The organism is Pseudomonas sp. R9.37 (genome assembly GCF_963878885.1).
Lineage (GTDB): Bacteria > Pseudomonadota > Gammaproteobacteria > Pseudomonadales > Pseudomonadaceae > Aquipseudomonas.
Map to the genome: position 1 here is coordinate 330,254 of NZ_CAWNZA010000032.1, position 18,262 is coordinate 348,515.

Consider the following 18,262-nt stretch of genomic DNA (forward strand, 5'->3'; position numbering starts at 1 on the left):
TGGCTAGTATGACTTTTTATCGATTGTTGGCGCTACCGGCCAGCCGCTCCAATAGCGCCTCGAATCCATAACAAGAGCGACATGTATGGCGACCTGCGGCGAAGTATTGGTCAACCTCCTGGAACGCTACGGCGTAGACCAGGTGTTCGGCATTCCCGGCGTGCACACCGTGGAGTTGTACCGTGGCCTGGCGCGCTCGAGCATCCGCCATGTCACCCCGCGCCACGAACAGGGCGCAGGCTTCATGGCCGACGGCTATGCACGCACCCGCGGTAAACCCGGCGTGTGTTTCATCATCACCGGCCCCGGCATGACCAACATCACCACCGCCATGGGCCAGGCCTATGCCGACTCGATCCCGATGCTGGTGATTTCCAGTGTGCAATCGCGCAGCCAATTGGGTGGCGGGCGCGGCAAGCTGCATGAGCTGGCGAACCAGAGCGCGATGATCGCGGGCGTGGCGGCGTTCTCGCACACCTTGATGTCGGCGGCGGAGTTGCCTGGCGTGCTGGCGCGCGCGTTTGCGCTGTTCCAGGCCGGTCGACCGCGCCCGGTGCACATCGAGATTCCGCTGGATGTACTGGTCGAAAACGCCGATGCCCTGCTCGGCAGCGAGCCGGTCAGCGTGGCGCGCGCCGGTGCCGCACCGGCGGCGGTGAAGCAGATGAGCCAGTGGCTGGCGGCAGCAAAACGCCCGCTGATCCTGGCCGGCGGCGGCGCCATCGAGGCGGCCGCCGAATTGACGCGCCTGGCCGAACGGCTGGGCGCACCGGTGGCCCTGACCATCAACGCCAAGGGCATGCTGCCGGCCGCGCACCCGTTGCTGATCGGCTCGACCCAGACGCTGGTCGCCACCCGCGCCCTGGTCGCCGAAGCCGATGTGGTGCTGGCCATCGGCACCGAGCTGGCGGAAACCGATTACGACGTGACCTTCGCCGGGGGGTTCGAGATTCCCGGCACGCTGCTGCGCATCGATATCGACCCCGACCAGACCGTGCGCAATTACCCGCCTCAGGTCGCACTGGTGGCCGATGCGCAGATCGCAGCCCAAGCCTTGTTGGCCGCGCTGGACACCCAGGTATCGGGCGATCGCGCCCCCGACTGGGGCAGCGCACGCGTCGCACGTCTGTGGGCTGAATTGACGCCCACCTGGGACGCCGCCACCCGCGCGCAAACCCTGTTTCTCAACACCGTGCTGGCGCAACTGCCCGGCGCCGTGCTGGTGGGCGACTCCACCCAACCGGTGTACAGCGGCAACCTGACGCTGAACCTCGACCAACCACGCCGCTGGTTCAATTCCTCCACCGGCTACGGCACCTTGGGCTACGCGCTGCCCGCAGCGATTGGCGCCTGGCTGGGACGCGGCGACGGGCAACCGGTGGTGTGCCTGATCGGCGACGGTGGCCTGCAATTCAGCCTGCCGGAACTGGCCAGCGCGGTCGAGGCGCGCGTGCCGGTCATCGTGCTGCTGTGGAATAACCAGGGTTACGAGGAGATCAAGAAGTACATGCTCAACCGCGCCATCGAGCCGGTCGGTGTGGACATCTACACCCCGGACTTTATCGGTGTGGCCAAAGCCTTGGGCTGCGCCGCCGAGAGCATTCAGGGTATCGCGCAGCTGCGCACGGCATTGCGCGCCGCCGCTGATCGCCAGGGACCGACGCTGATAGAAATCGACCAGGGGCTGTGGATGCAGGAGGTAGCGGTATGAACGCAGTATTGAACGGTGTGTACATCGCGGGCGGATGGCGCGCAGGCCATGATGTTATCGAGGTGATCAACCCCGCCACCGAAGCCACCCTGGCCCACGTCAGCGTGGGCGACGCGAGCACCGTGGCCCACGCGGTGGCGGCGGCCAGCGCGGCGTTCATCGACTGGTCGAAAAGCACCGGCCGTGACCGCGGCGCCGTGCTGCGTAAGATCGCCCAGGGCGTGAGCGCCCAGCGCGACCAGCTGATGCAGTTGCAGTCGAGCAACAATGGCAAGCCGCTGTTTGAGGCCGGCATTGATGTGGACGATGTGATCGCCACCTTCGACTACTACGCCGGCATGTGCGACGACATGGACGCCGCGCAAGACCGCCCGGTGGCACTGCCCGGCGAGGACTTCAGCGCACGCCTGCGCCGTGAGCCCTGTGGTGTGGTCGGGCTGATTGTGCCGTGGAATTTCCCGATGGTGACCACCGCCTGGAAGCTCGCCCCGGCCCTGGCGGCCGGATGTTGCGTGGTGCTCAAGCCATCGGAAGTCACGCCGTTGGCGGAGTTACAACTGGCGCAAATTATTGCCCAGGCAGGGCTGCCGGCGGGTGTGTTCAACCTGGTCTGCGGCACGGGCCTGGCGGTTGGCGCACCGCTGGCCGCAGACCGCCGCGTGGCGAAGATTTCCTTCACCGGCAGTAACGCCGTCGGCGTGCAAGTGATGCAGCGCGCGGCAGAAACCATCAAGGGTGTAAGCCTTGAGCTGGGTGGTAAATCGGCGTTGCTGGTGCTCGCGGACGCCGACCTTGACCTGGCGGTGGAGCTGGCCTGTGGGGGTGGCTTTTTCAACGCCGGGCAGATGTGTTCGGCCACCAGCCGCGTGCTGGTGGCTGACAGCCTGGCGGACGCGTTCCTGCAGCGTTTGCAGACACGGGCCGAGGGGATTCGCGTGGCAGACCCGTTTGCCGATGAGGTGCAAATGGGTGCGTTGATCAACCGTGCGCAGTATCAACGAGTGCTGGGGCATATTCAGCGAGGCATCGCAGACGGCGCGCGTTTGCTGTGCGGTGGTGAACGACCGGCCGACCTGGCGAAGGGCTATTTCATTCGCCCGACCGTGTTTACCGATGTGCCGTTGAACAGCGCCTTGTGGAACGAGGAGATCTTCGGCCCGGTGCTGTGTGTCCGACGTTTTACCACTGCCGAGGAAGCCATTGCCCTGGCCAATGACAGCGATTTCGGCCTGGTCGCCAGTGTGGTGAGCGCCGATGTCGACACCGCCGAACGCGTGGCCAATGCCTTGCAGGCCGGGCTCGTGTGGATCAACGCGCCGCAGGTGATCTTCCCGCAAACGGCGTGGGGTGGTTACAAGCAGAGCAGCATCGGCCGCGAGTTGGGCCCGTGGGGCTTGGCGGCGTTTCAGGAGATCAAACATGTGATCCGCGCCCTCTAGCGACGCAGATCCCTTGTGGGAGCGGGCTTGCTCGCGAAAGCGGCGCATCAGGCAATGAATCTGCGAATGACACACTGCATTCGCGAGCAAGCCCGCTCCCACATTTGGAATCGCTGCGTGCCAGTCACCTGCAATTTTTAGATAGCCCCAACGATTTTCTGATTTGCTCCCCTCTCCCCTGCGTGGCCTGATTCGCCCTTGTCTCTTCAAGGTCCACCCATGGAAAACGTTCGCGCAACGCCCGCCACCGCCGTCTGGCTGATGATCAGCGTCGTACTGGTCGCCCTTAACCTGCGCCCGTCGATGGCCGCCGTCGGTCCACTGTTGTCATCGATTCGCGGCGATGTGCCGTTGAGTTTCAGCAGCGCCGCGCTGCTGACCATGCTGCCGGTCATGGCCATGGGTCTGGCGATGTTCTTTGGCATGGGCCTGGGTAAACGCGTGGGCGAGCACCGCAGCATTGTGCTGTCACTGCTGGTGATTGGCTTGGCCACGCTGTCGCGACTGTTTGTGGATTCGGCGTCGGCGTTGATCGTCAGCGCCATCGCTGCCGGCGTCGGTATCGCGATGATCCAGGCGTTGATGCCGGCGCTGATCAAGACGCGCTTCAGCGCCAACGTCTCGCTGTTCATGGGCCTGTACGTCACCGCCATCATGGGGGGCGCGGCACTGGCCGCTTCGTTCGCGCCGCTCGTGCAGGTGCAGACCGGCAGCTGGCGTATCGGCCTGGCCATCTGGGCGGCGCTTGCGCTATTGGCGCTGGTGTTCTGGTACGCCCAGCGTTCGGCAATGCCGCCACTGCCCCAGGCCGGTGCCGGCGCGCAGGAATCGTTTTTCGGCAATCGTCGCGCATGGTTGCTGGCGATTTTTTTCGGCCTCGGCACCGCCTCCTACACCTGCGTGCTGGCGTGGCTGGCGCCGTACTACGTGGAGCAAGGCTGGAGCGAACAACAGGCCGGCCTGCTGCTGGGGTTCCTGACCGCCATGGAAGTCGTGTCAGGCCTGATCACCCCGGCCATCGCCAACCGCCGTCAGGATAAACGCGGGGTAGTCGCGGTGTTGCTGGTGCTGATCATCTGCGGTTTTTGCGGCCTTATTCTCAGCCCTCAATACCTGAGCCTGCTGTGGCCTTGCCTGCTGGGCCTGGGCATTGGCGGTCTGTTTCCGATGAGCCTGATCCTGTCCCTCGACCACTTGGACAACCCGCGCCGCGCCGGCGGCCTGACTGCGTTTGTGCAAGGCATCGGCTACCTGATTGCTGGCTTGTCGCCACTTATTGCCGGGATGATTCGCGACCAACTCGGCAGCTTCGAATGGGCCTGGTGGTCACTGACCGCCGTGATTGGGGTGATGCTGCTGATCGTCACGCGTTTCAATCCGAAGCATTACGCACGACATATCCGCTGACGTCGTATTGCCAACATTTTTTGTCCCACACCAAACATAGAAACGCCCTACAGAGCTTTCTAATGGCACGACCGTTCCGTTAAGCTTTTGCCCTTGTCGCGCGCTGCCTCAGTGCCAAGGCTTACCGGATGGAACGGATGCTAAACAGTAATTTGCTCAGAAAGCTCGATATGCAGGACTTGATGGTGTTCATCGCCGTCTACGACCAGAGCAGCGTTACCGAGGTGTCTGAAACGCTGTTCGTCAGCCAGTCCACTGTGAGTTACAGCCTGAAGAAACTGCGCACCAGTTTTGAGGATGAGCTGTTTATCAACACGCGGGCAGGCATGCGGCCTACGTACAAAGCCACGACCATGTACGGGCATGTGCAGAAGATCCTCGAGAGCATCAACCTGTGCCACGCCGGTGGCCAGACCTTCGACCCGACGCAGAAGGCCGTGACGTTCAACGTGTGCGCGCCGGAGTACTTTGAGCAACTGATCCTGCCGCGCCTGTTGAAGAACTTCGACCGCGCCGACCTGCCAGTGATCGTCAATGTGCAAAAGCTGGAAACCGAGATTCCCGCCGAGGACTTGCGCGAAGGTCGCCTCGACCTGGTGATTTGTTTCGGTCCGAACTTTCACCGCGCCCACAAAGACTTCAAGGTCCAGATGCTGCTGGAAGATGACTTGGTGTGTGTGTTCGATAAACGCGCGACCCCGCGCGAGCCGGCGTTCAGCCTGCAATCTTTCGTCGAGCGGCGGCACGTGTTTCCCACGCCCTGGACCTCCCACACCAACATGATCGACGGCTGGCTGGCACGCCAGGCCCACACGCGCCAAGTGGTCGCCAGGGCCAACAGTTACAGCGCCGCGTTGAAGATGATCACCGGCACCGACTTCATCGTCACCTTGCCGCGCCGTGTGCAAAAGCTCTTGGCGCCCGCCAGCGTGTTTGGCCATTGCGAGGCGCCCAACGGGCTGCCGGGCTTCACCCTGGACATGCAGTGGAACGAAACCAGCGGCCAGGACAGTGCCAATACCTGGTTTCGTGAGCAAGTGGTGAAGGTGTGCGCCGATCAGGGGTTATTGTAGCCCTCAGCCAATCGCCACTTTGCTGTAGGAATCGCGGTCCATGTCGACCAGCAGGACGCTGAGTTGAACCTGAATATTCGCCGGCCATTCGCCCTGGTCCTGCAACGCCGCCAACAGGCTTTCCGACAACTGCTTCTTGACCTGCGGCGAGCGCCCGCTGAGCAGTGACAGCTTCAGCGCAATAAACCCACGCGGGTTGAGTGAGGTGCCGACCTGGAACGTCTCAACCTTGACGGCGCGGCTTTTGATATCGAACTCGGAACCGAACTGCCCGGACGCCATCAGCACATTGTTGAGCCGCAACAGGGTTTTCTCGACGGCCAGACCGGTCAGATTGGCGGTGTATTCCAGGTGCAGGTGCGGCATGAAAAGCTCCGAATAGTTGTAGGAAAAAGAGCGATACATATAGCACGCAGCCGAACCGAATCAGAACGCTTTCAGTGTGAAACTTCGTTCAGGCTGCGCAGCGCACGGTTTTCCCAAACGGCCACGATCACCAACACCGCCGTGGTCAGCGCGCCCAGCACCAAGGCCGAAAACACCTGCTGCAACCCAAGCGGCAACACCACCAGCAACATCAGCAACCCGCCGAGGTGCGACAGCGGTGGCAATGACCGGTCACTCATCACCCACTTGAACAAGGCGCTGCCCACTAGAAACAACCATGGACCGGCGATGATCGCCACCACGCCGGCCTGGCTGGCATGGCCCGGATGCACCAGCACCAGTTCGTCGGCCACCGCGCTGACAATGATGCCGGCGACGATCAGCACGTGCAGGTAGGTATAGGCAATCCGCGCCTGGCGGCCCGGGTCGGCAGAGCTGGCAATCCGGTGATGGGCGCGCTCGGCACCGCTGTCGAAATAGATCCACCACAGCGCAATGCTGCCCACCACCGCCACCAGGAATGCGCCCAGGCCTTCTACGCTCCAGGGCAATTCGGCAAAGGTGGCGCCGGTCACCAGCAATGATTCGCCAAGGGCAATGATCACAAACAGGCCGCAGCGTTCGGCCATGTGGTTGCCTTCGACGTTCCAGTCCGCCAGGGTCGAACGCCCCAGGCCCGGTACCCAGAAATACACCGACGGCGATACCAGTTCGATCAACAGCGCCAGCGCCCAGAAAGCCAGGCGCTGTTGACCTTCGAGCAGGCTGCCGGTGATCCAGAACACGCCGGAACACAGCATCCACGCCAGGATTCGCTGAAAATTGCGAATCATGTTCAGCGACTCGCCACGCACTGCCCACAATGCAAACAGCGTGCGTCCTACCTGCATGAATACGTAGGCGCCGGCAAACAGTACACCTCGGTCGGTAAAAGCCTTGGGGATCGAGGAAGACAGCAGCAGACCGGCCACCATCAAGCCGAACAGGCCGAGGCGTATCGGGATTTTTTCTGGATCGAGCCAGTTGGTGATCCACGACGTGAAGATCCACACCCACCACACCGCAACCATCATCAGCGCCACCTGCACCGCCCCGTCCAGGGTCAGATGCGCCAACAGCGAATGGGACAATTGGGTCACGGCGAACACGAACACCAAGTCGAAAAACAGCTCGACCATGCCGACTTTGCCACTGTCATGACTGCCGCGCCCACGCAGCAAGGAACGGGATGGAATCATCGGTGGCACTCCCTGAAGGGGCTATCTCAAGATTTTGTCGCCAGCACCGGCAGCATGTCGCGCTCGCTCATGAACGCTTCCAGCCGCGAGCGCATCCAGCGTTCCGCCGGGTCGGTGTCGACGTGGCTGAGCCAGACCATGGACAAGTCCAGGGTCGGGGTTTCGAACGGAAACGGTTCGCAGAACAGGTTGCCGCCAGCGGCCATGGCCTGGGCGGTGTAGTCCGGCAAGCTGGCGATCATGTCAGTGCCGGCGAGCAGTGCCGGCAGCGCACTGTATTGCGGCACCGACAGCACCACATGGCGCTTGCGGCCAATTTCGGCCAGCCATTCATCGGCAAACCCGGACACGTTGGCGGTGTGGGACACCAGCACATGAGGGCGTGCGCAATATTCGTCGAGGGTCAGCGGTTTATCCGAGGCGTCGGCGCGCAGCAGGCAGGGGCGGATATGCCGCAGCAGTTTACGTTTGGCATTCGCCGGCAGGCCGCGGGTCTGGGTGATGCCGACGGTGATATCGCCGGACGCCAGCAGGTCAGGGATGCGCCAGTAATCCACATGCTGCACCACAAACACCACCAACGGCGCTTCCTGGCGCAACGCCCGCAGCAGGGGCGGCAGCAGGCCGAACTCGACGTCGTCGGACAAACCGATGCGAAAGGTCATGGTGCTCTGGGTGGGATCGAAATCGTGGGTCAGGCTCAGGGCCGACGACAGTGAATCCAGGGCCGGCGACAGGTGCTGAATGATCTCCTCGGCGCGCGCGGTGGGTTCCATACGGTGGCCGACGCGAATAAACAGCGGGTCATTGAACAATGTGCGCAAACGGTTGAGGGCCGAACTGATGGTCGGTTGACCGAGAAACAGCTTCTCCGCCACCCGCGTGACATTGCGCTCGAGCATCAGTGCTTCGAAGACCACCATCAGGTTGATGTCGGCCTTGCGTAATTCATTGCGATTCATCGGCACCTGCCCCTTTCCCCAAGACAAGCCGCAGTTTAGAAAGCCCGCGGGGCTGCGTCTATGTGAACACTGTTCATCGGACGGCTTTGGGATTATAAATCAGCGCTTGAAGGCCACAGGAACACCATCGTGCTGTTCATTATTGCCTTGGCCATTGTGGTGGCCGGGTTCTGTCTCTGGGTAGTCAAGGGGATCGCCAACCCCACGGTGAGAACGCTGACGCGGGTGTTTGTCGGCCTGTGCCTGGCAACCGTGATCGCGTTTGTGGTGTTGGCGTGGGGGGTTCCCGTCTCCGTGCTGCTGTCATGAGCCATTTCATTCATCCACTCTTTCAGCAAGGACCGCCTGATCGTGAAATTTGCCTACACCATCATCTATGTACCCGACGTTGCCGCCTCTCTGATGTTTTTCGAGAAGGCCTTCGGCTTCAGTCGCCGTTTCCTGCATGAATCCGGCACTTACGGCGAGCTTGAAACCGGCGACACCACGCTCTCGTTTGCGGCGCATGAGTTGGGCGAATTGAATTTCGACGGTGGTCATGTCCAGGCGCATGCCTCTAAAAGGCCGCTGGGGATGGAGGTCGGGTTCATGACTGAAGACGTGTTCGTCGCCCATGCCAAAGCGCTGGCCCACGGCGCGACGGAGCTGGCGCCACCCGCCACCAAGCCTTGGGGCCAGGTGGTGTCGTATGTGCGCTGCCCGGATGGCACGCTGGTGGAATTGTGCACGCCAATCGTAGGCTGAACGTAGCGCCGATGTAGGAGCGGACTTGCTCGCGAAGGCGGTGAATCAGTGAGCTTGTTGGTTACTGACACATTGCCTTCGCGAGCAAGCCCGCTCCCACCTTTAGACTGCGTTCGCTCATTCAATCAGGGCTTGAGCGGCCGCTCCTGATCTCGCTCGGAAAGCTCCGTACCATCGTCCGGATGCTTCCAGGTCTGCGGCTTTTCCTCTTCAGGCTGCCGCCGAGGTTGCTCATGCGCGTGCTCATCCCGGTGCTCGTGTTTGTCAGCCATTGCCACCTCCCATCCGTAAGAATTGGTCACAGCGTCAAGCATAGAACAGTGGCGAGATTTTGGACGCCAGCAGCGATTGATAGCCAGGACGCATCAATGCATCCAAATTACTCACTTATCATTTCTAAATGTGTCAGCCACTATCCGCGGTCTTAAGCGAAACAAGCACTTTAAAAAGAACGCTGGAGACACAAAACCATGACTAGCCCTTCCCGGCCCGACTCTGCCCGCTCGAAAGTTGGTGCGGTATTCCGCGTTACTTCGGGCAACTTCCTCGAACAGTTCGACTTCTTTCTGTTCGGCTTCTACGCCACCTACATCGCCGCCGCGTTCTTCCCCGCCGCTAATGAGTTTGCGTCATTAATGATGACCTTCGCCGTGTTCGGCGCGGGCTTCCTGATGCGACCGTTGGGCGCGATCATTCTGGGTGCCTATATCGATGACGTCGGTCGCCGCAAAGGGTTGATCGTGACCCTGTCGATCATGGCCAGCGGTACGCTGTTGATCGTGTTGGTGCCGGGTTACCAAACCATCGGCCTGTGGGCGCCGTTGCTGGTGCTGTTGGGTCGCTTGCTGCAAGGCTTCTCTGCCGGTGCGGAGCTGGGCGGTGTGTCGGTTTACCTTTCCGAAATGGCCACCCCGGGCCGCAAAGGGTTCTACACCAGCTGGCAGTCGGGCAGCCAACAGATTTCCATCGTGGTCGCCGCCGCATTGGGTTACGGCCTGAACGTGTGGATGCAACCGGCCGTGGTTGCCGATTGGGGCTGGCGTATTCCGTTTGCCATCGGCTGCGTGATTATCCCGTTCATCTTTTTGCTGCGTCGTAACCTGCAGGAAACCGAAGAGTTCGCCAACCGCAAGCATCGCCCGACCATGCGCGAAGTGCTGGCGACCCTGGTGAAGAACTGGACCGTGGTGATCGGCGGCATGCTGATGGTGGCCATGACCACCACCGCGTTCTACCTGATTACCGTGTACGCCCCGACCTTCGGCAAGACCGTGCTGCAACTGAGCACCTCCGACGCCCTGCTGGTGACCTTGCTGGTGGCCGTGTCGAACTTTGTCTGGCTGCCGATCGGCGGCACCCTGAGTGACCGTTTCGGCCGCAAGCCGGTGCTGGTGGCGATGACCGTACTGACCGTGATCACCGCTTACCCGGCACTGTCGTTTGTGGTCAACGCACCAAGTTTTGGCCACATGCTGGAAACCCTGCTGTGGTTCTCGTTCCTGTACGGCATGTACAACGGCGCGATGATCCCGGCGCTGACCGAAATCATGCCGGTGGAAGTGCGCGTGGCGGGCTTCTCGCTGGCCTATAGCCTGGCGACAGCGATCTTTGGCGGTTTCACACCGGCGATCTCCACCTGGTTCATTCACATCACCGAAGACAAGGCCTCGCCGGCCTACTGGATGATGTTTGCCGCGTTGTGCGCGCTGTGCTCGACCCTCGCGTTGTACCGCCGCGCCAATACCCGCGGGCAGGTGATGCAGGGGGCCGCATGATCAAGCCGCTGTGCAAAACCCTGACCGCCCTGGTCCTCGGCGCTTTGGCGCTGACGGCCCAGGCCGAAGAACTCAAGGTGATGACCTCCGGTGGTTTCACCGCCGCCTATAAACTGCTGGGCCCGCAGTACGCCCGGCAAAGCGGCGACACCCTCGACACCATTCTCGGCCCGTCCATGGGCAAGGCGCCGGAAGCGATTCCCAACCGCCTGGCCCGTGGCGAACACGCCGACGTGGTGATCATGGTGGGCTATGCCCTGGATGACTTGATCAAGCAGGGCAAGGTCGACAAGGCGTCGCGGGTGGAACTGGCCGATTCGCGCATCGGCCTGGTGGTCAGGCAAGGCGCCGCGAAGCCGGCGATTGGCACCGATGCCGAGTTGAAAGCGGTGCTGAGCCAGGCCAAGTCCGTGGCGTATTCGGACAGCGCCAGCGGTGTGTATGTCGAGAAGGAGCTGTTCAAAAAGCTCGGCATGCCCGCCAAGGGCAAGATGATCGAGCGCATCCCGGTGGCGTCGGTGGTCGCCAAGGGTGAATACGAGGTGGGCCTGCAGCAGGTGGCGGAATTGCTGCCGGTGCCGGGCGTGACTTACGTCGGCAAGATCCCGGAGGACGTGCAATCGGTGACGCGCTTTGCGGCGGGCATTCCGGTCAACGCCCAACATCCGGCGCAGGCCAAGGCACTGTTGCAGTACCTGGCCTCGCCCGAGGCGCAACCGCTGGTGCAATCCACCGGGTTGGACTCGGTATCACACTGACCGAAACGGCATCTCCCGCACCAACCGTTCCAATTCCAGCGCCGCCGGCGGCAACGTCCGCCCGCGGCGCTTGATCAAGCCCACATTGCGCATCACCTGCGGTTCTACCAGCGGCACGCTTACCAGAATCGGGTGCGTGCCCGCCGGCATCGCAATCGACGGCACCATCGCCACGCCCAGCCCTGCCTCCACCAAGCCAATCATCGTGGTCACGTGGTGGGTCTCGCAAATACTCGGTTTTTTCACCCGCACCCCACGCAGCGCCTGGTCCAGCAGGAAGCGGTTGCCCGAGGTTTTGTCCACGGTGATGTAATCGTGCTCGTAGGCCTCGGCCCAGGTCACGCTCTCGCGCTCGGCCAACGGATGATCACGCCGACAGGCGAGGACGTAGCGCTCCTGCAATAACAGTTCAAATTCCACTTCGTCGGCCAGACTGCCACTGAAACTCACGCCAAAATCCGCCTCGCCACTTTCCACCGCGTTGCACACCTCGCCGGCGCTGGCGTCCAGTACGCGCAGGCGAATCTTGGGGTACAGCTTGTGGAATTCGGAGATCACGTGGGGCATGAAGTAGTAAGCGGTGGACGGCACGCAGGCAATGGTCACGTTGCCCATGCGCGTGGACGCCACGTTACTGATGCCCATCAAGGCGACATCGAGGTCGTCGAGCATGCGCTCCACTTGCGGCAAGAACGCCCGACCGACCATGGTCAGGCTGACCCGCCGCGTGGTGCGTTCGAACAACTTCACCTCGAGGGCGGATTCGAGCTTTTCGATGCGCCGGCTCAGCGCCGGCTGCGAGATGCGGATGGCTTCGGCGGCGCCGCGAAAACTGCCCTTGTCTACCACGGCGCGAAAAGCCTGGAGGTCGTTGAGGTCGAAGTTGATGATCACGGGATGGGCCAGGGTGGTCGATTTGGGGGGCATTATCGTATGGGCAGTGGTGGCGCGCCATGTGTGCCTGCACGGGTTTGGATTGATAACCCGGCGACAACGATGAAACCGGCGCTATCAGCGCGTCAGGTGTGCCCGCACCGCGACTACCTGCAACCTTCGCTGCGTACCCTGCCATCTTCGCGCTTCATCGCATTTACGGTGGATAAATCCAGTGAAGCGGGTGTCGATACAGGCAGTCTTCAAGCGAGGGCTGCGTTGACGCCGCTGATCGGCTTGAGTAGCAGAGACGAAAGTGAGCAATACGGCCGGATTTGAACACGAAAATTTCACGAAACAATTCAAAAAAACCCAACTTAGTATAAATTGCACCGCAACAACTAAAGCCGTTCAAGGAGACTCTCGTGGCAACTCTTCAAGCTCATACAATCCAGGCGCTGCAAACCCAACGCCCTGCCCTGCTGACCGAATGGATTACGAGCCTCGAGGCTTCGGGAGCCACACGAAACGTCAAGGGTGATGACGTCAAACAGCAAGCGGGCGACTTCCTTAATTTGCTGATCGACGCGCTTCTGCAGGGCAGCTCACAGCAGGTAAGCCATGAAAACTGGGCCGAAACCCGGGTCTTCCTGGAAAAGCTGTCGCACAGCCGTGCCTTGATCGGCCAAGACTCGCAACAGACTGCCAGCTTCATTTTCGCCCTTAAAGGCCCAGTGTTCAGCCTGCTGCAACGTGAGTACGCCGAACAACCGGCGCAACTGGCCGAGCAACTGTGGGAAGTGTCCGAACTGCTCGATTCGCTGGGCATGCACACCATCCGCACCTTCCAGAAGTCCCGTGAGTCGGTCATCAAACGCCAGCAGGAAGAATTGCTGGAGTTGTCCACCCCCGTAGTGAAGCTGTGGGACGGCGTGCTGGCCCTGCCGATGATTGGCACCCTGGACTCGCAACGCACCCAGGTGGTCATGGAGTCCCTGCTGCAACGCATCGTCGACACCGGCTCGGAAATCGCCATTATCGACATCACCGGCGTGCCGACCGTCGACACCCTGGTGGCCCAGCACTTGCTGAAAACCGTCACCGCCATCCGCCTGATGGGTGCCGATTGCATCATCAGTGGCGTACGCCCACAAATTGCCCAGACCATCGTGCACCTGGGCCTTGACCTGCAAGGCGTGGTGACCAAAGCCAACTTGGCGGATGCCCTGGCGCTGGCCCTCAAACGCCTGGGCGTCACCATCAGCAAGGCTGTCTAAGCATGGAACGCATCCCTATTTTGCAGATGGGCGAATTTTTGCTCGTGACCATTCAGGTCGACATGCACGACCAGTTGGCCATGACGCTGCAGGACGACCTGTCCGAGCGCATCAGCCGCACGTCGGCGCGCGGCGTGCTGATCGACATTTCGGCGCTGGACATGGTCGACTCGTTCATCGGGCGCATGATCGGCACCATTTCCGGCCTGTCGCGCATCATGGACGCGCAGACCGTGCTGGTGGGCATGCAACCGGCGGTGGCCATTACCCTGGTGGAACTGGGCATGACCCTGCCCGGCGTGGCGACCGCACTGAACGTCGAGCGCGGCATGAAACTGCTGCGTGACCGGGTAGAACACTTATGAGCCAAGCCAGCAGCGGCACGCATCCCGTGCTGATCGAACAGGACGTTGTGCTGGCCAGACAATTAGTACGCAGGCTGGCACAGGACTGCGGCATGCGCCTGATCGACCTGACCAAGCTGGTCACGGCCGTCAGTGAGCTGGCGCGCAACACCGTGGTCTACGGCGGCGGCGGGTACATGGATTGGAGCGTCGTCGAAAGAGACCATCGCCCCGGCCTGCGCCTGACCTTTCGCGATGAAGGCCCCGGCATTCCCGACCTCAAGCTGGCCCTGACCGACGGCTGGACCTCCGGCAGCGGCCTGGGCCTGGGCCTGACCGGCGCCAGGCGCCTGGTGGACGAGTTTGAACTGGAAACCGCACCCGGCGAGGGCACACGCGTGACGATCACCCGATGGACCTGAATATTCCCAGCGCCTTGACCCAAGTGCTTTTGATCGAAGATGTCAGCCAAATCGGCTATGCCCGGCGCAGCGCCCAGCAGCTTGCCGAGCTGCTGGGTTTTGATGAAACCGACGCCGGGCGCGTGGCCCTGGTGGCGACCGAACTTGCCAGCAATATCCTCAAGCATGCCGCCCATGGCGAGCTGCACCTGCGCGCTACGGGCAACCAGGGCGTAGAAATGATCGCCGTCGACCGTGGTCAGGGCTTCGACCTGGAAAGCTGCCTGGTGGATGGGTTCTCCACGGGCGGCACGCAAGGCATCGGCATGGGCGCCATATCGCGTGTGGCCCAGGTCTTTGATGTGCATGCCGATCATCGGGGCACGGCGATGTTGGCGCGGCTCTACCCACGCACGTCGAACACGCGGGATATCCGCTATGGCGTCAGCCAGCATTCCTTGCACGACGATCCGGCCTGCGGCGACGCCTGGCACCTGGCAATCGAAGCGGGCCGGTTCAGCATGATGGTTGCCGACGGCCTGGGCCATGGCAGCGAAGCCGAACGGGCAGCGCGCGCGGGCGAAGAGGTGTTTGCCCAAGACCCCTTTCAGGACTCGGCCACGCTGCTCAACGACATGCATATCGGCATGAACGGCACCCGGGGCGGCGCAGTGGCCGTGGCGCAATACGACGCCGTGGCTGACCGGCTGCGTTTCACCGGCGTGGGCAACATCGGCGCCAGCCTGATTGCCTTCGGCAAATCGCGCGGGCTGGCGTCCCACCCGGGCATCGTCGGCGTGCAGTTTCGCAAGGCGCAACCCTTCGACTACGCTCAGGTCAGCGGCCAACTGCTGATCCTTTACAGCGACGGGCTGCAGTCACGCTGGAACCTTGCGGACTATCCCGGGCTTTGCCACCGCCACCCCGCCCTGATCGCCGCCATCCTTCACCGTGACTTCTGTCGCGGCCGGGATGACGTTACCGTCTTCGTGATTGCCCTGGAGGCCATTGATGGCTGACACCATTGCTTCGCTCACTGAGCAAGTGCAGCGCCTGCACCAGGAAGCCGACGCCTTGCGTGCCGAGTTGGATGAGACCAACCAGGGTGTGCTGGCACTGTATGCCGAACTGGATATGCAGGCCGATCAGTTGCGTCAGGCATCAGACCTGAAAAGCCGCTTCCTGTCGTACATGAGTCATGAATTCCGCACGCCCCTGGGCTCGATCCTGAGCATCACCAGCTTGCTTGCCGATGAACTCGACGGCCCCTTGAGCCCCGAGCAGCAGACCCAGGTAGGCTTCATCCGCAGCTCGGCGCGCGAGCTGCGCGAGATGGTGGACGACCTGCTGGACCTGGCCAAGATCGAGGCCGGGCGCATCACCATCTCGCCTGCCTGGTTTGACATGTTCGACCTGTTCTCGGCATTGCGCGGGATGTTCCGCCCGATTGTCGACGCCTCGTCGGTGGACCTCATCTTTGAAGAGCCCGCAGGCTTGCCCAAGCTCTACACCGATGACAAGAAGCTGGCGCAGATCCTGCGCAACTTTATCTCCAATGCCCTGAAGTTCACCTTGCAAGGTGAGGTGCGCGTGTCGGCCCGCATGGAAAGCGCGCACGAGATCCGCTTTGCGGTACAGGACACTGGCCTGGGCATTCCTGCCGAGCTGCACAACAACCTGTTCGAAGACTTTTCCCAGATCGACTCACCGCTGCAAAAACGCCTGCGCGGCACCGGCCTGGGGCTCTCGCTATGCAAGCGCTTTGCCGAGTTGCTCGGTGGCAGTGTCGGGGTGCAAAGCGCCCCAGGCGTCGGGTCGATGTTCTTTGTGATCATTCCTCTGTCTATCGCGGGCGGGCCTGCTGATGAATCGTGACATCCAGCTGCTGATCGTCGACGACAACGCCGCCACCCGCTATGCCCTGCGCCGACGCCTGGAAAGCCATCACTACCACGTGCTCGAAGCCGGCACCGGCCAAGAGGGCCTGGACCTGATCGCGAGCAAACAGATCGACGGGCTCATCCTCGACGTCAATCTGCCGGACATGAGTGGCTTCGACATCGTGCGCGCGCTGCGCGCCGACCCGGTGACCGCTCTGCTACCGGTGGTGCACGTCTCGGCTGCGTCCATCGAGACGGGCGACATCATCACCGGCCTGGACGCCGGCGCCGATGCCTACCTGATCCACCCGGTGGACCCGGACGTGCTGCTGGCAACCCTGCGCACGTTGCTGCGCGTGCGTGATACCGAATACGCCTTGCGCGAGAGCGAGGCGCGCTTTCGCGAAATATTCTTCAACATCAGCGCGCCGATCGCCGTCATGGACCCGCAGTTGAAGGTGCATGAATGCAACCACGCGTTCGCCCAACTGATCCAGGACAACCTGAACCCTGACGCCTTGCTCGAATGCTTCGCCAGCGATCAGCAGGCCGTCATTCAGGAGCTGCGCCTGCGTCTCGCCGCGGGCGAGCGCTGGAAAGGCACCTTGCAAATGCAAGTCGATGGCCAAGTGCGCGAAACCGAGTGGCAAATCTCGCCCTATCGCCGGGCCGAACTGAGCCTGGTGTTTGTCGAAGACGTCACCGAGCATCGCCATCGCGAGCGCCATCAGCTGGCCGAGCTGACCAACGCCACCACGCAGCTGGCGCGCACCGAGGCGCAGTTGCTGCAGGCACAGAAGATGGACGCGCTGGGCAAACTCACCGGCGGCATCGCCCACGACTTCAACAACCTGCTGACCGGGATCATCACCAGCCTTGAGCTGATCAAAAAACGCCTCGACACTCAGCATACCGAGAAGGTCAAGGCTTATGCCGACGCCGCATTGAGCTCGGCCCTGAGCGCCGCCGGCCTGACCAACCGCCTGCTCGCATTTGCCCGCCAGCAGCCTCTGGACACGCGCCCGGTGGATATCAACGCGCACATCCGCTCACTGGAAGAGCTGCTGGTGCGCACGATCGGTGAACACATCGCGCTCAAACTCGAGCTGACGACCCACCCGGCCGTGGCGCTGGTCGATCCGATCCAACTGGAAAGCGCAGTGCTGAACCTGGTCATCAATGCCCGCGATGCGCTGCCCAAGGGCGGCAATATCTGGGTGACCACCTACCCTGCTTACTCCAACGGCAACCTGAAACTGGAAAACGGCGCCTACATCGCGCTCTCCGTGCGCGATAACGGCGTGGGCATCGAACACAGTGTGATCGACAAAGTGTTCGACCCTTTCTTCACCACCAAACCGCTGGGCCAGGGCACCGGGCTGGGGCTGTCGACCATCTACGGCTTTGCACGCCAGTCCGGCGGCGATGCACAGATCCGCAGCGTCACCCGCCAGGGCACCGAGGTCACCATCATGCTGCCCGCTGCCTCGGGCCCGGCCAGCGCAACCACCAAGCCCGTTGCGGCGCCCGGGCTCAGCAGCGGCGAACACGTGCTGATCGTCGAAGACATGCCCTCGGTGCGCAGCTTCGTCGCCGAGGTGCTGGTCGACGCCGGTTACCGCTGCAGCCTGGCGGCCGACGGTGATGAAGCGATCGCCACCCTGAACCAGGACACCAGCATCGACCTGTTGCTTACCGATGTCGGCCTGCCTTACATGACCGGGCGGGAATTGGCCGATGTCGCCCGTGGCCTGCGTCCTACGCTGCCGATTCTGTTCATGACCGGTTATGCGGAAAACGCAGCGAATCGCCAAAGCTTCCTGGGGGAAGGCATGGACCTGATCTCCAAACCGTTCCATATCGACGAGTTGCTGGAGAAGATCCGACGCGGGCTGGATGGCCTGCCAGGCACCGAGTAAGGGGGACACGCAGGCCGCCCCGGCTAAATTGCAGGATGCCGTGCGGTGACAGGCTTGGTACCGTGACCGGCCTT

General features: G+C 62.2%; 20 protein-coding genes. 15 read left to right on the top strand and 5 right to left on the bottom strand.

Annotation, left to right across the window (positions count from 1 at the left end; translation table 11 throughout):
• The first annotated feature begins 85 nt into the window (after window positions 1-85).
• The 4 genes from AACU78_RS17320 (at window position 86) to AACU78_RS17335 (ending at window position 5,630) form a co-directional block, all read left to right on the top strand.
• Complete coding sequence (locus tag AACU78_RS17320; protein ID WP_106576980.1) at window positions 86-1,711, top strand: 5-guanidino-2-oxopentanoate decarboxylase; 1,626 nt, start codon at window positions 86-88, stop codon at window positions 1,709-1,711.
• Window positions 1,708-3,150, top strand: coding sequence for an aldehyde dehydrogenase family protein (locus tag AACU78_RS17325; RefSeq protein WP_106576981.1), 1,443 nt, complete (start codon window positions 1,708-1,710; stop codon window positions 3,148-3,150). Before AACU78_RS17320 ends, AACU78_RS17325 begins: the two co-directional genes overlap by 4 nt.
• A 219-nt stretch (window positions 3,151-3,369) precedes the next feature.
• Window positions 3,370-4,557 (top strand): cyanate transporter, encoded by a 1,188-nt coding sequence (locus tag AACU78_RS17330; protein WP_106576982.1) that lies wholly within the window; start codon window positions 3,370-3,372, stop codon window positions 4,555-4,557.
• 137 nt (window positions 4,558-4,694) lie between these two features.
• A complete protein-coding gene (locus tag AACU78_RS17335) occupies window positions 4,695-5,630 on the top strand; it encodes a LysR family transcriptional regulator (RefSeq protein ID WP_106577292.1) in 936 nt (311 codons plus the stop codon).
• A 3-nt stretch (window positions 5,631-5,633) separates the two neighbouring features.
• Here the strand turns inward: AACU78_RS17335 and AACU78_RS17340 are convergent, their stop codons facing one another.
• From AACU78_RS17340 to AACU78_RS17350, 3 genes are all read right to left on the bottom strand, one after another.
• Window positions 5,634-5,996 carry a 5-carboxymethyl-2-hydroxymuconate Delta-isomerase gene (locus AACU78_RS17340; protein WP_106577293.1) on the bottom strand — a complete coding sequence of 121 codons (363 nt, stop codon included), beginning with the start codon at window positions 5,994-5,996 and terminating at the stop codon, window positions 5,634-5,636.
• A 71-nt stretch (window positions 5,997-6,067) separates the two neighbouring features.
• A complete protein-coding gene (locus tag AACU78_RS17345) occupies window positions 6,068-7,255 on the bottom strand; it encodes a low temperature requirement protein A (protein WP_106576983.1) in 1,188 nt (395 codons plus the stop codon).
• Window positions 7,256-7,281: 26 nt separating this feature from the next.
• The gene (locus AACU78_RS17350) at window positions 7,282-8,217 is read right to left on the bottom strand and encodes a LysR substrate-binding domain-containing protein (protein WP_106576984.1); all 936 of its coding nucleotides are present in this window, start codon (window positions 8,215-8,217) and stop codon (window positions 7,282-7,284) included.
• 129 nt (window positions 8,218-8,346) lie between these two features.
• On the opposite strand from AACU78_RS17350, the gene AACU78_RS17355 reads away from it, so the two are divergent.
• Complete coding sequence (locus AACU78_RS17355) at window positions 8,347-8,526, top strand: hypothetical protein (RefSeq protein WP_106576985.1); 180 nt, start codon at window positions 8,347-8,349, stop codon at window positions 8,524-8,526.
• A gap of 42 nt (window positions 8,527-8,568) precedes the next feature.
• Window positions 8,569-8,961 (top strand): VOC family protein, encoded by a 393-nt coding sequence (locus AACU78_RS17360; protein WP_106576986.1) that lies wholly within the window; start codon window positions 8,569-8,571, stop codon window positions 8,959-8,961.
• Between the two features lie 125 nt (window positions 8,962-9,086).
• Here the strand turns inward: AACU78_RS17360 and AACU78_RS17365 are convergent, their stop codons facing one another.
• The gene (locus AACU78_RS17365) at window positions 9,087-9,233 is read right to left on the bottom strand and encodes a hypothetical protein (protein ID WP_164487912.1); all 147 of its coding nucleotides are present in this window, start codon (window positions 9,231-9,233) and stop codon (window positions 9,087-9,089) included.
• A gap of 198 nt (window positions 9,234-9,431) precedes the next feature.
• Between AACU78_RS17365 and AACU78_RS17370 the strand changes: the two genes are divergently transcribed.
• Together AACU78_RS17370 and AACU78_RS17375 are read left to right on the top strand one after the other, a co-directional pair.
• Window positions 9,432-10,736 carry an MFS transporter gene (locus AACU78_RS17370; RefSeq protein ID WP_106576988.1) on the top strand — a complete coding sequence of 435 codons (1,305 nt, stop codon included), beginning with the start codon at window positions 9,432-9,434 and terminating at the stop codon, window positions 10,734-10,736.
• Window positions 10,736-11,494: a substrate-binding domain-containing protein gene (locus tag AACU78_RS17375; protein ID WP_106577294.1), complete on the top strand. Its 759-nt coding sequence runs from the start codon at window positions 10,736-10,738 to the stop codon at window positions 11,492-11,494. The genes AACU78_RS17370 and AACU78_RS17375 overlap by 1 nt, the downstream gene beginning before the upstream one ends.
• Here AACU78_RS17375 and AACU78_RS17380 read toward each other — a convergent pair.
• Window positions 11,486-12,388, bottom strand: coding sequence for a LysR family transcriptional regulator (locus tag AACU78_RS17380; protein WP_106577295.1), 903 nt, complete (start codon window positions 12,386-12,388; stop codon window positions 11,486-11,488). The genes AACU78_RS17375 and AACU78_RS17380 overlap by 9 nt on opposite strands.
• A 102-nt stretch (window positions 12,389-12,490) precedes the next feature.
• Here AACU78_RS17380 and AACU78_RS17385 point away from each other — a divergent pair, with 102 nt between their 5' ends.
• The 7 genes from AACU78_RS17385 (at window position 12,491) to AACU78_RS17415 (ending at window position 18,188) form a co-directional block, all read left to right on the top strand.
• Entirely contained in the window at window positions 12,491-12,706 is a 216-nt protein-coding gene (locus AACU78_RS17385; RefSeq protein WP_146151420.1) for a hypothetical protein, read from the top strand.
• 86 nt (window positions 12,707-12,792) lie between these two features.
• On the top strand, window positions 12,793-13,644 hold the full coding sequence (locus AACU78_RS17390; RefSeq protein WP_106576989.1) for an STAS domain-containing protein: 852 nt from the start codon (window positions 12,793-12,795) through the stop codon (window positions 13,642-13,644).
• Window positions 13,645-13,646: 2 nt separating this feature from the next.
• On the top strand, window positions 13,647-14,009 hold the full coding sequence (locus AACU78_RS17395) for an STAS domain-containing protein (RefSeq protein ID WP_106576990.1): 363 nt from the start codon (window positions 13,647-13,649) through the stop codon (window positions 14,007-14,009).
• Window positions 14,006-14,410 (top strand): ATP-binding protein, encoded by a 405-nt coding sequence (locus AACU78_RS17400; RefSeq protein ID WP_106576991.1) that lies wholly within the window; start codon window positions 14,006-14,008, stop codon window positions 14,408-14,410. Before AACU78_RS17395 ends, AACU78_RS17400 begins: the two co-directional genes overlap by 4 nt.
• Window positions 14,401-15,408: an ATP-binding protein gene (locus AACU78_RS17405; protein WP_106576992.1), complete on the top strand. Its 1,008-nt coding sequence runs from the start codon at window positions 14,401-14,403 to the stop codon at window positions 15,406-15,408. Before AACU78_RS17400 ends, AACU78_RS17405 begins: the two co-directional genes overlap by 10 nt.
• Window positions 15,401-16,264, top strand: coding sequence for a sensor histidine kinase (locus AACU78_RS17410; protein WP_106576993.1), 864 nt, complete (start codon window positions 15,401-15,403; stop codon window positions 16,262-16,264). Before AACU78_RS17405 ends, AACU78_RS17410 begins: the two co-directional genes overlap by 8 nt.
• A complete protein-coding gene (locus tag AACU78_RS17415; protein WP_106576994.1) occupies window positions 16,254-18,188 on the top strand; it encodes a response regulator in 1,935 nt (644 codons plus the stop codon). Before AACU78_RS17410 ends, AACU78_RS17415 begins: the two co-directional genes overlap by 11 nt.
• The last annotated feature ends 74 nt before the right edge of the window (window positions 18,189-18,262 follow it).

What these genes read in the sequence shown, in the direction of transcription:
- AACU78_RS17330 (WP_106576982.1), top strand. Translation starts at nt 3,370, where the DNA reads ATGGAAAACGTTCGCGCAACGCCCGCCACCGCCGTCTGGCTGATGATC.
- AACU78_RS17405 (WP_106576992.1), top strand. Translation starts at nt 14,401, where the DNA reads ATGGACCTGAATATTCCCAGCGCCTTGACCCAAGTGCTTTTGATCGAA.
- AACU78_RS17340 (WP_106577293.1), bottom strand. Translation starts at nt 5,996, where the DNA reads ATGCCGCACCTGCACCTGGAATACACCGCCAATCTGACCGGTCTGGCC.
- AACU78_RS17335 (WP_106577292.1), top strand. Translation starts at nt 4,695, where the DNA reads ATGCTAAACAGTAATTTGCTCAGAAAGCTCGATATGCAGGACTTGATG.
- AACU78_RS17410 (WP_106576993.1), top strand. Translation starts at nt 15,401, where the DNA reads ATGGCTGACACCATTGCTTCGCTCACTGAGCAAGTGCAGCGCCTGCAC.
- AACU78_RS17385 (WP_146151420.1), top strand. Translation starts at nt 12,491, where the DNA reads ATGAAACCGGCGCTATCAGCGCGTCAGGTGTGCCCGCACCGCGACTAC.
- AACU78_RS17320 (WP_106576980.1), top strand. Translation starts at nt 86, where the DNA reads ATGGCGACCTGCGGCGAAGTATTGGTCAACCTCCTGGAACGCTACGGC.
- AACU78_RS17400 (WP_106576991.1), top strand. Translation starts at nt 14,006, where the DNA reads ATGAGCCAAGCCAGCAGCGGCACGCATCCCGTGCTGATCGAACAGGAC.
- AACU78_RS17365 (WP_164487912.1), bottom strand. Translation starts at nt 9,233, where the DNA reads ATGGCTGACAAACACGAGCACCGGGATGAGCACGCGCATGAGCAACCT.
- AACU78_RS17345 (WP_106576983.1), bottom strand. Translation starts at nt 7,255, where the DNA reads ATGATTCCATCCCGTTCCTTGCTGCGTGGGCGCGGCAGTCATGACAGT.
- AACU78_RS17350 (WP_106576984.1), bottom strand. Translation starts at nt 8,217, where the DNA reads ATGAATCGCAATGAATTACGCAAGGCCGACATCAACCTGATGGTGGTC.
- AACU78_RS17395 (WP_106576990.1), top strand. Translation starts at nt 13,647, where the DNA reads ATGGAACGCATCCCTATTTTGCAGATGGGCGAATTTTTGCTCGTGACC.
- AACU78_RS17370 (WP_106576988.1), top strand. Translation starts at nt 9,432, where the DNA reads ATGACTAGCCCTTCCCGGCCCGACTCTGCCCGCTCGAAAGTTGGTGCG.
- AACU78_RS17325 (WP_106576981.1), top strand. Translation starts at nt 1,708, where the DNA reads ATGAACGCAGTATTGAACGGTGTGTACATCGCGGGCGGATGGCGCGCA.
- AACU78_RS17415 (WP_106576994.1), top strand. Translation starts at nt 16,254, where the DNA reads ATGAATCGTGACATCCAGCTGCTGATCGTCGACGACAACGCCGCCACC.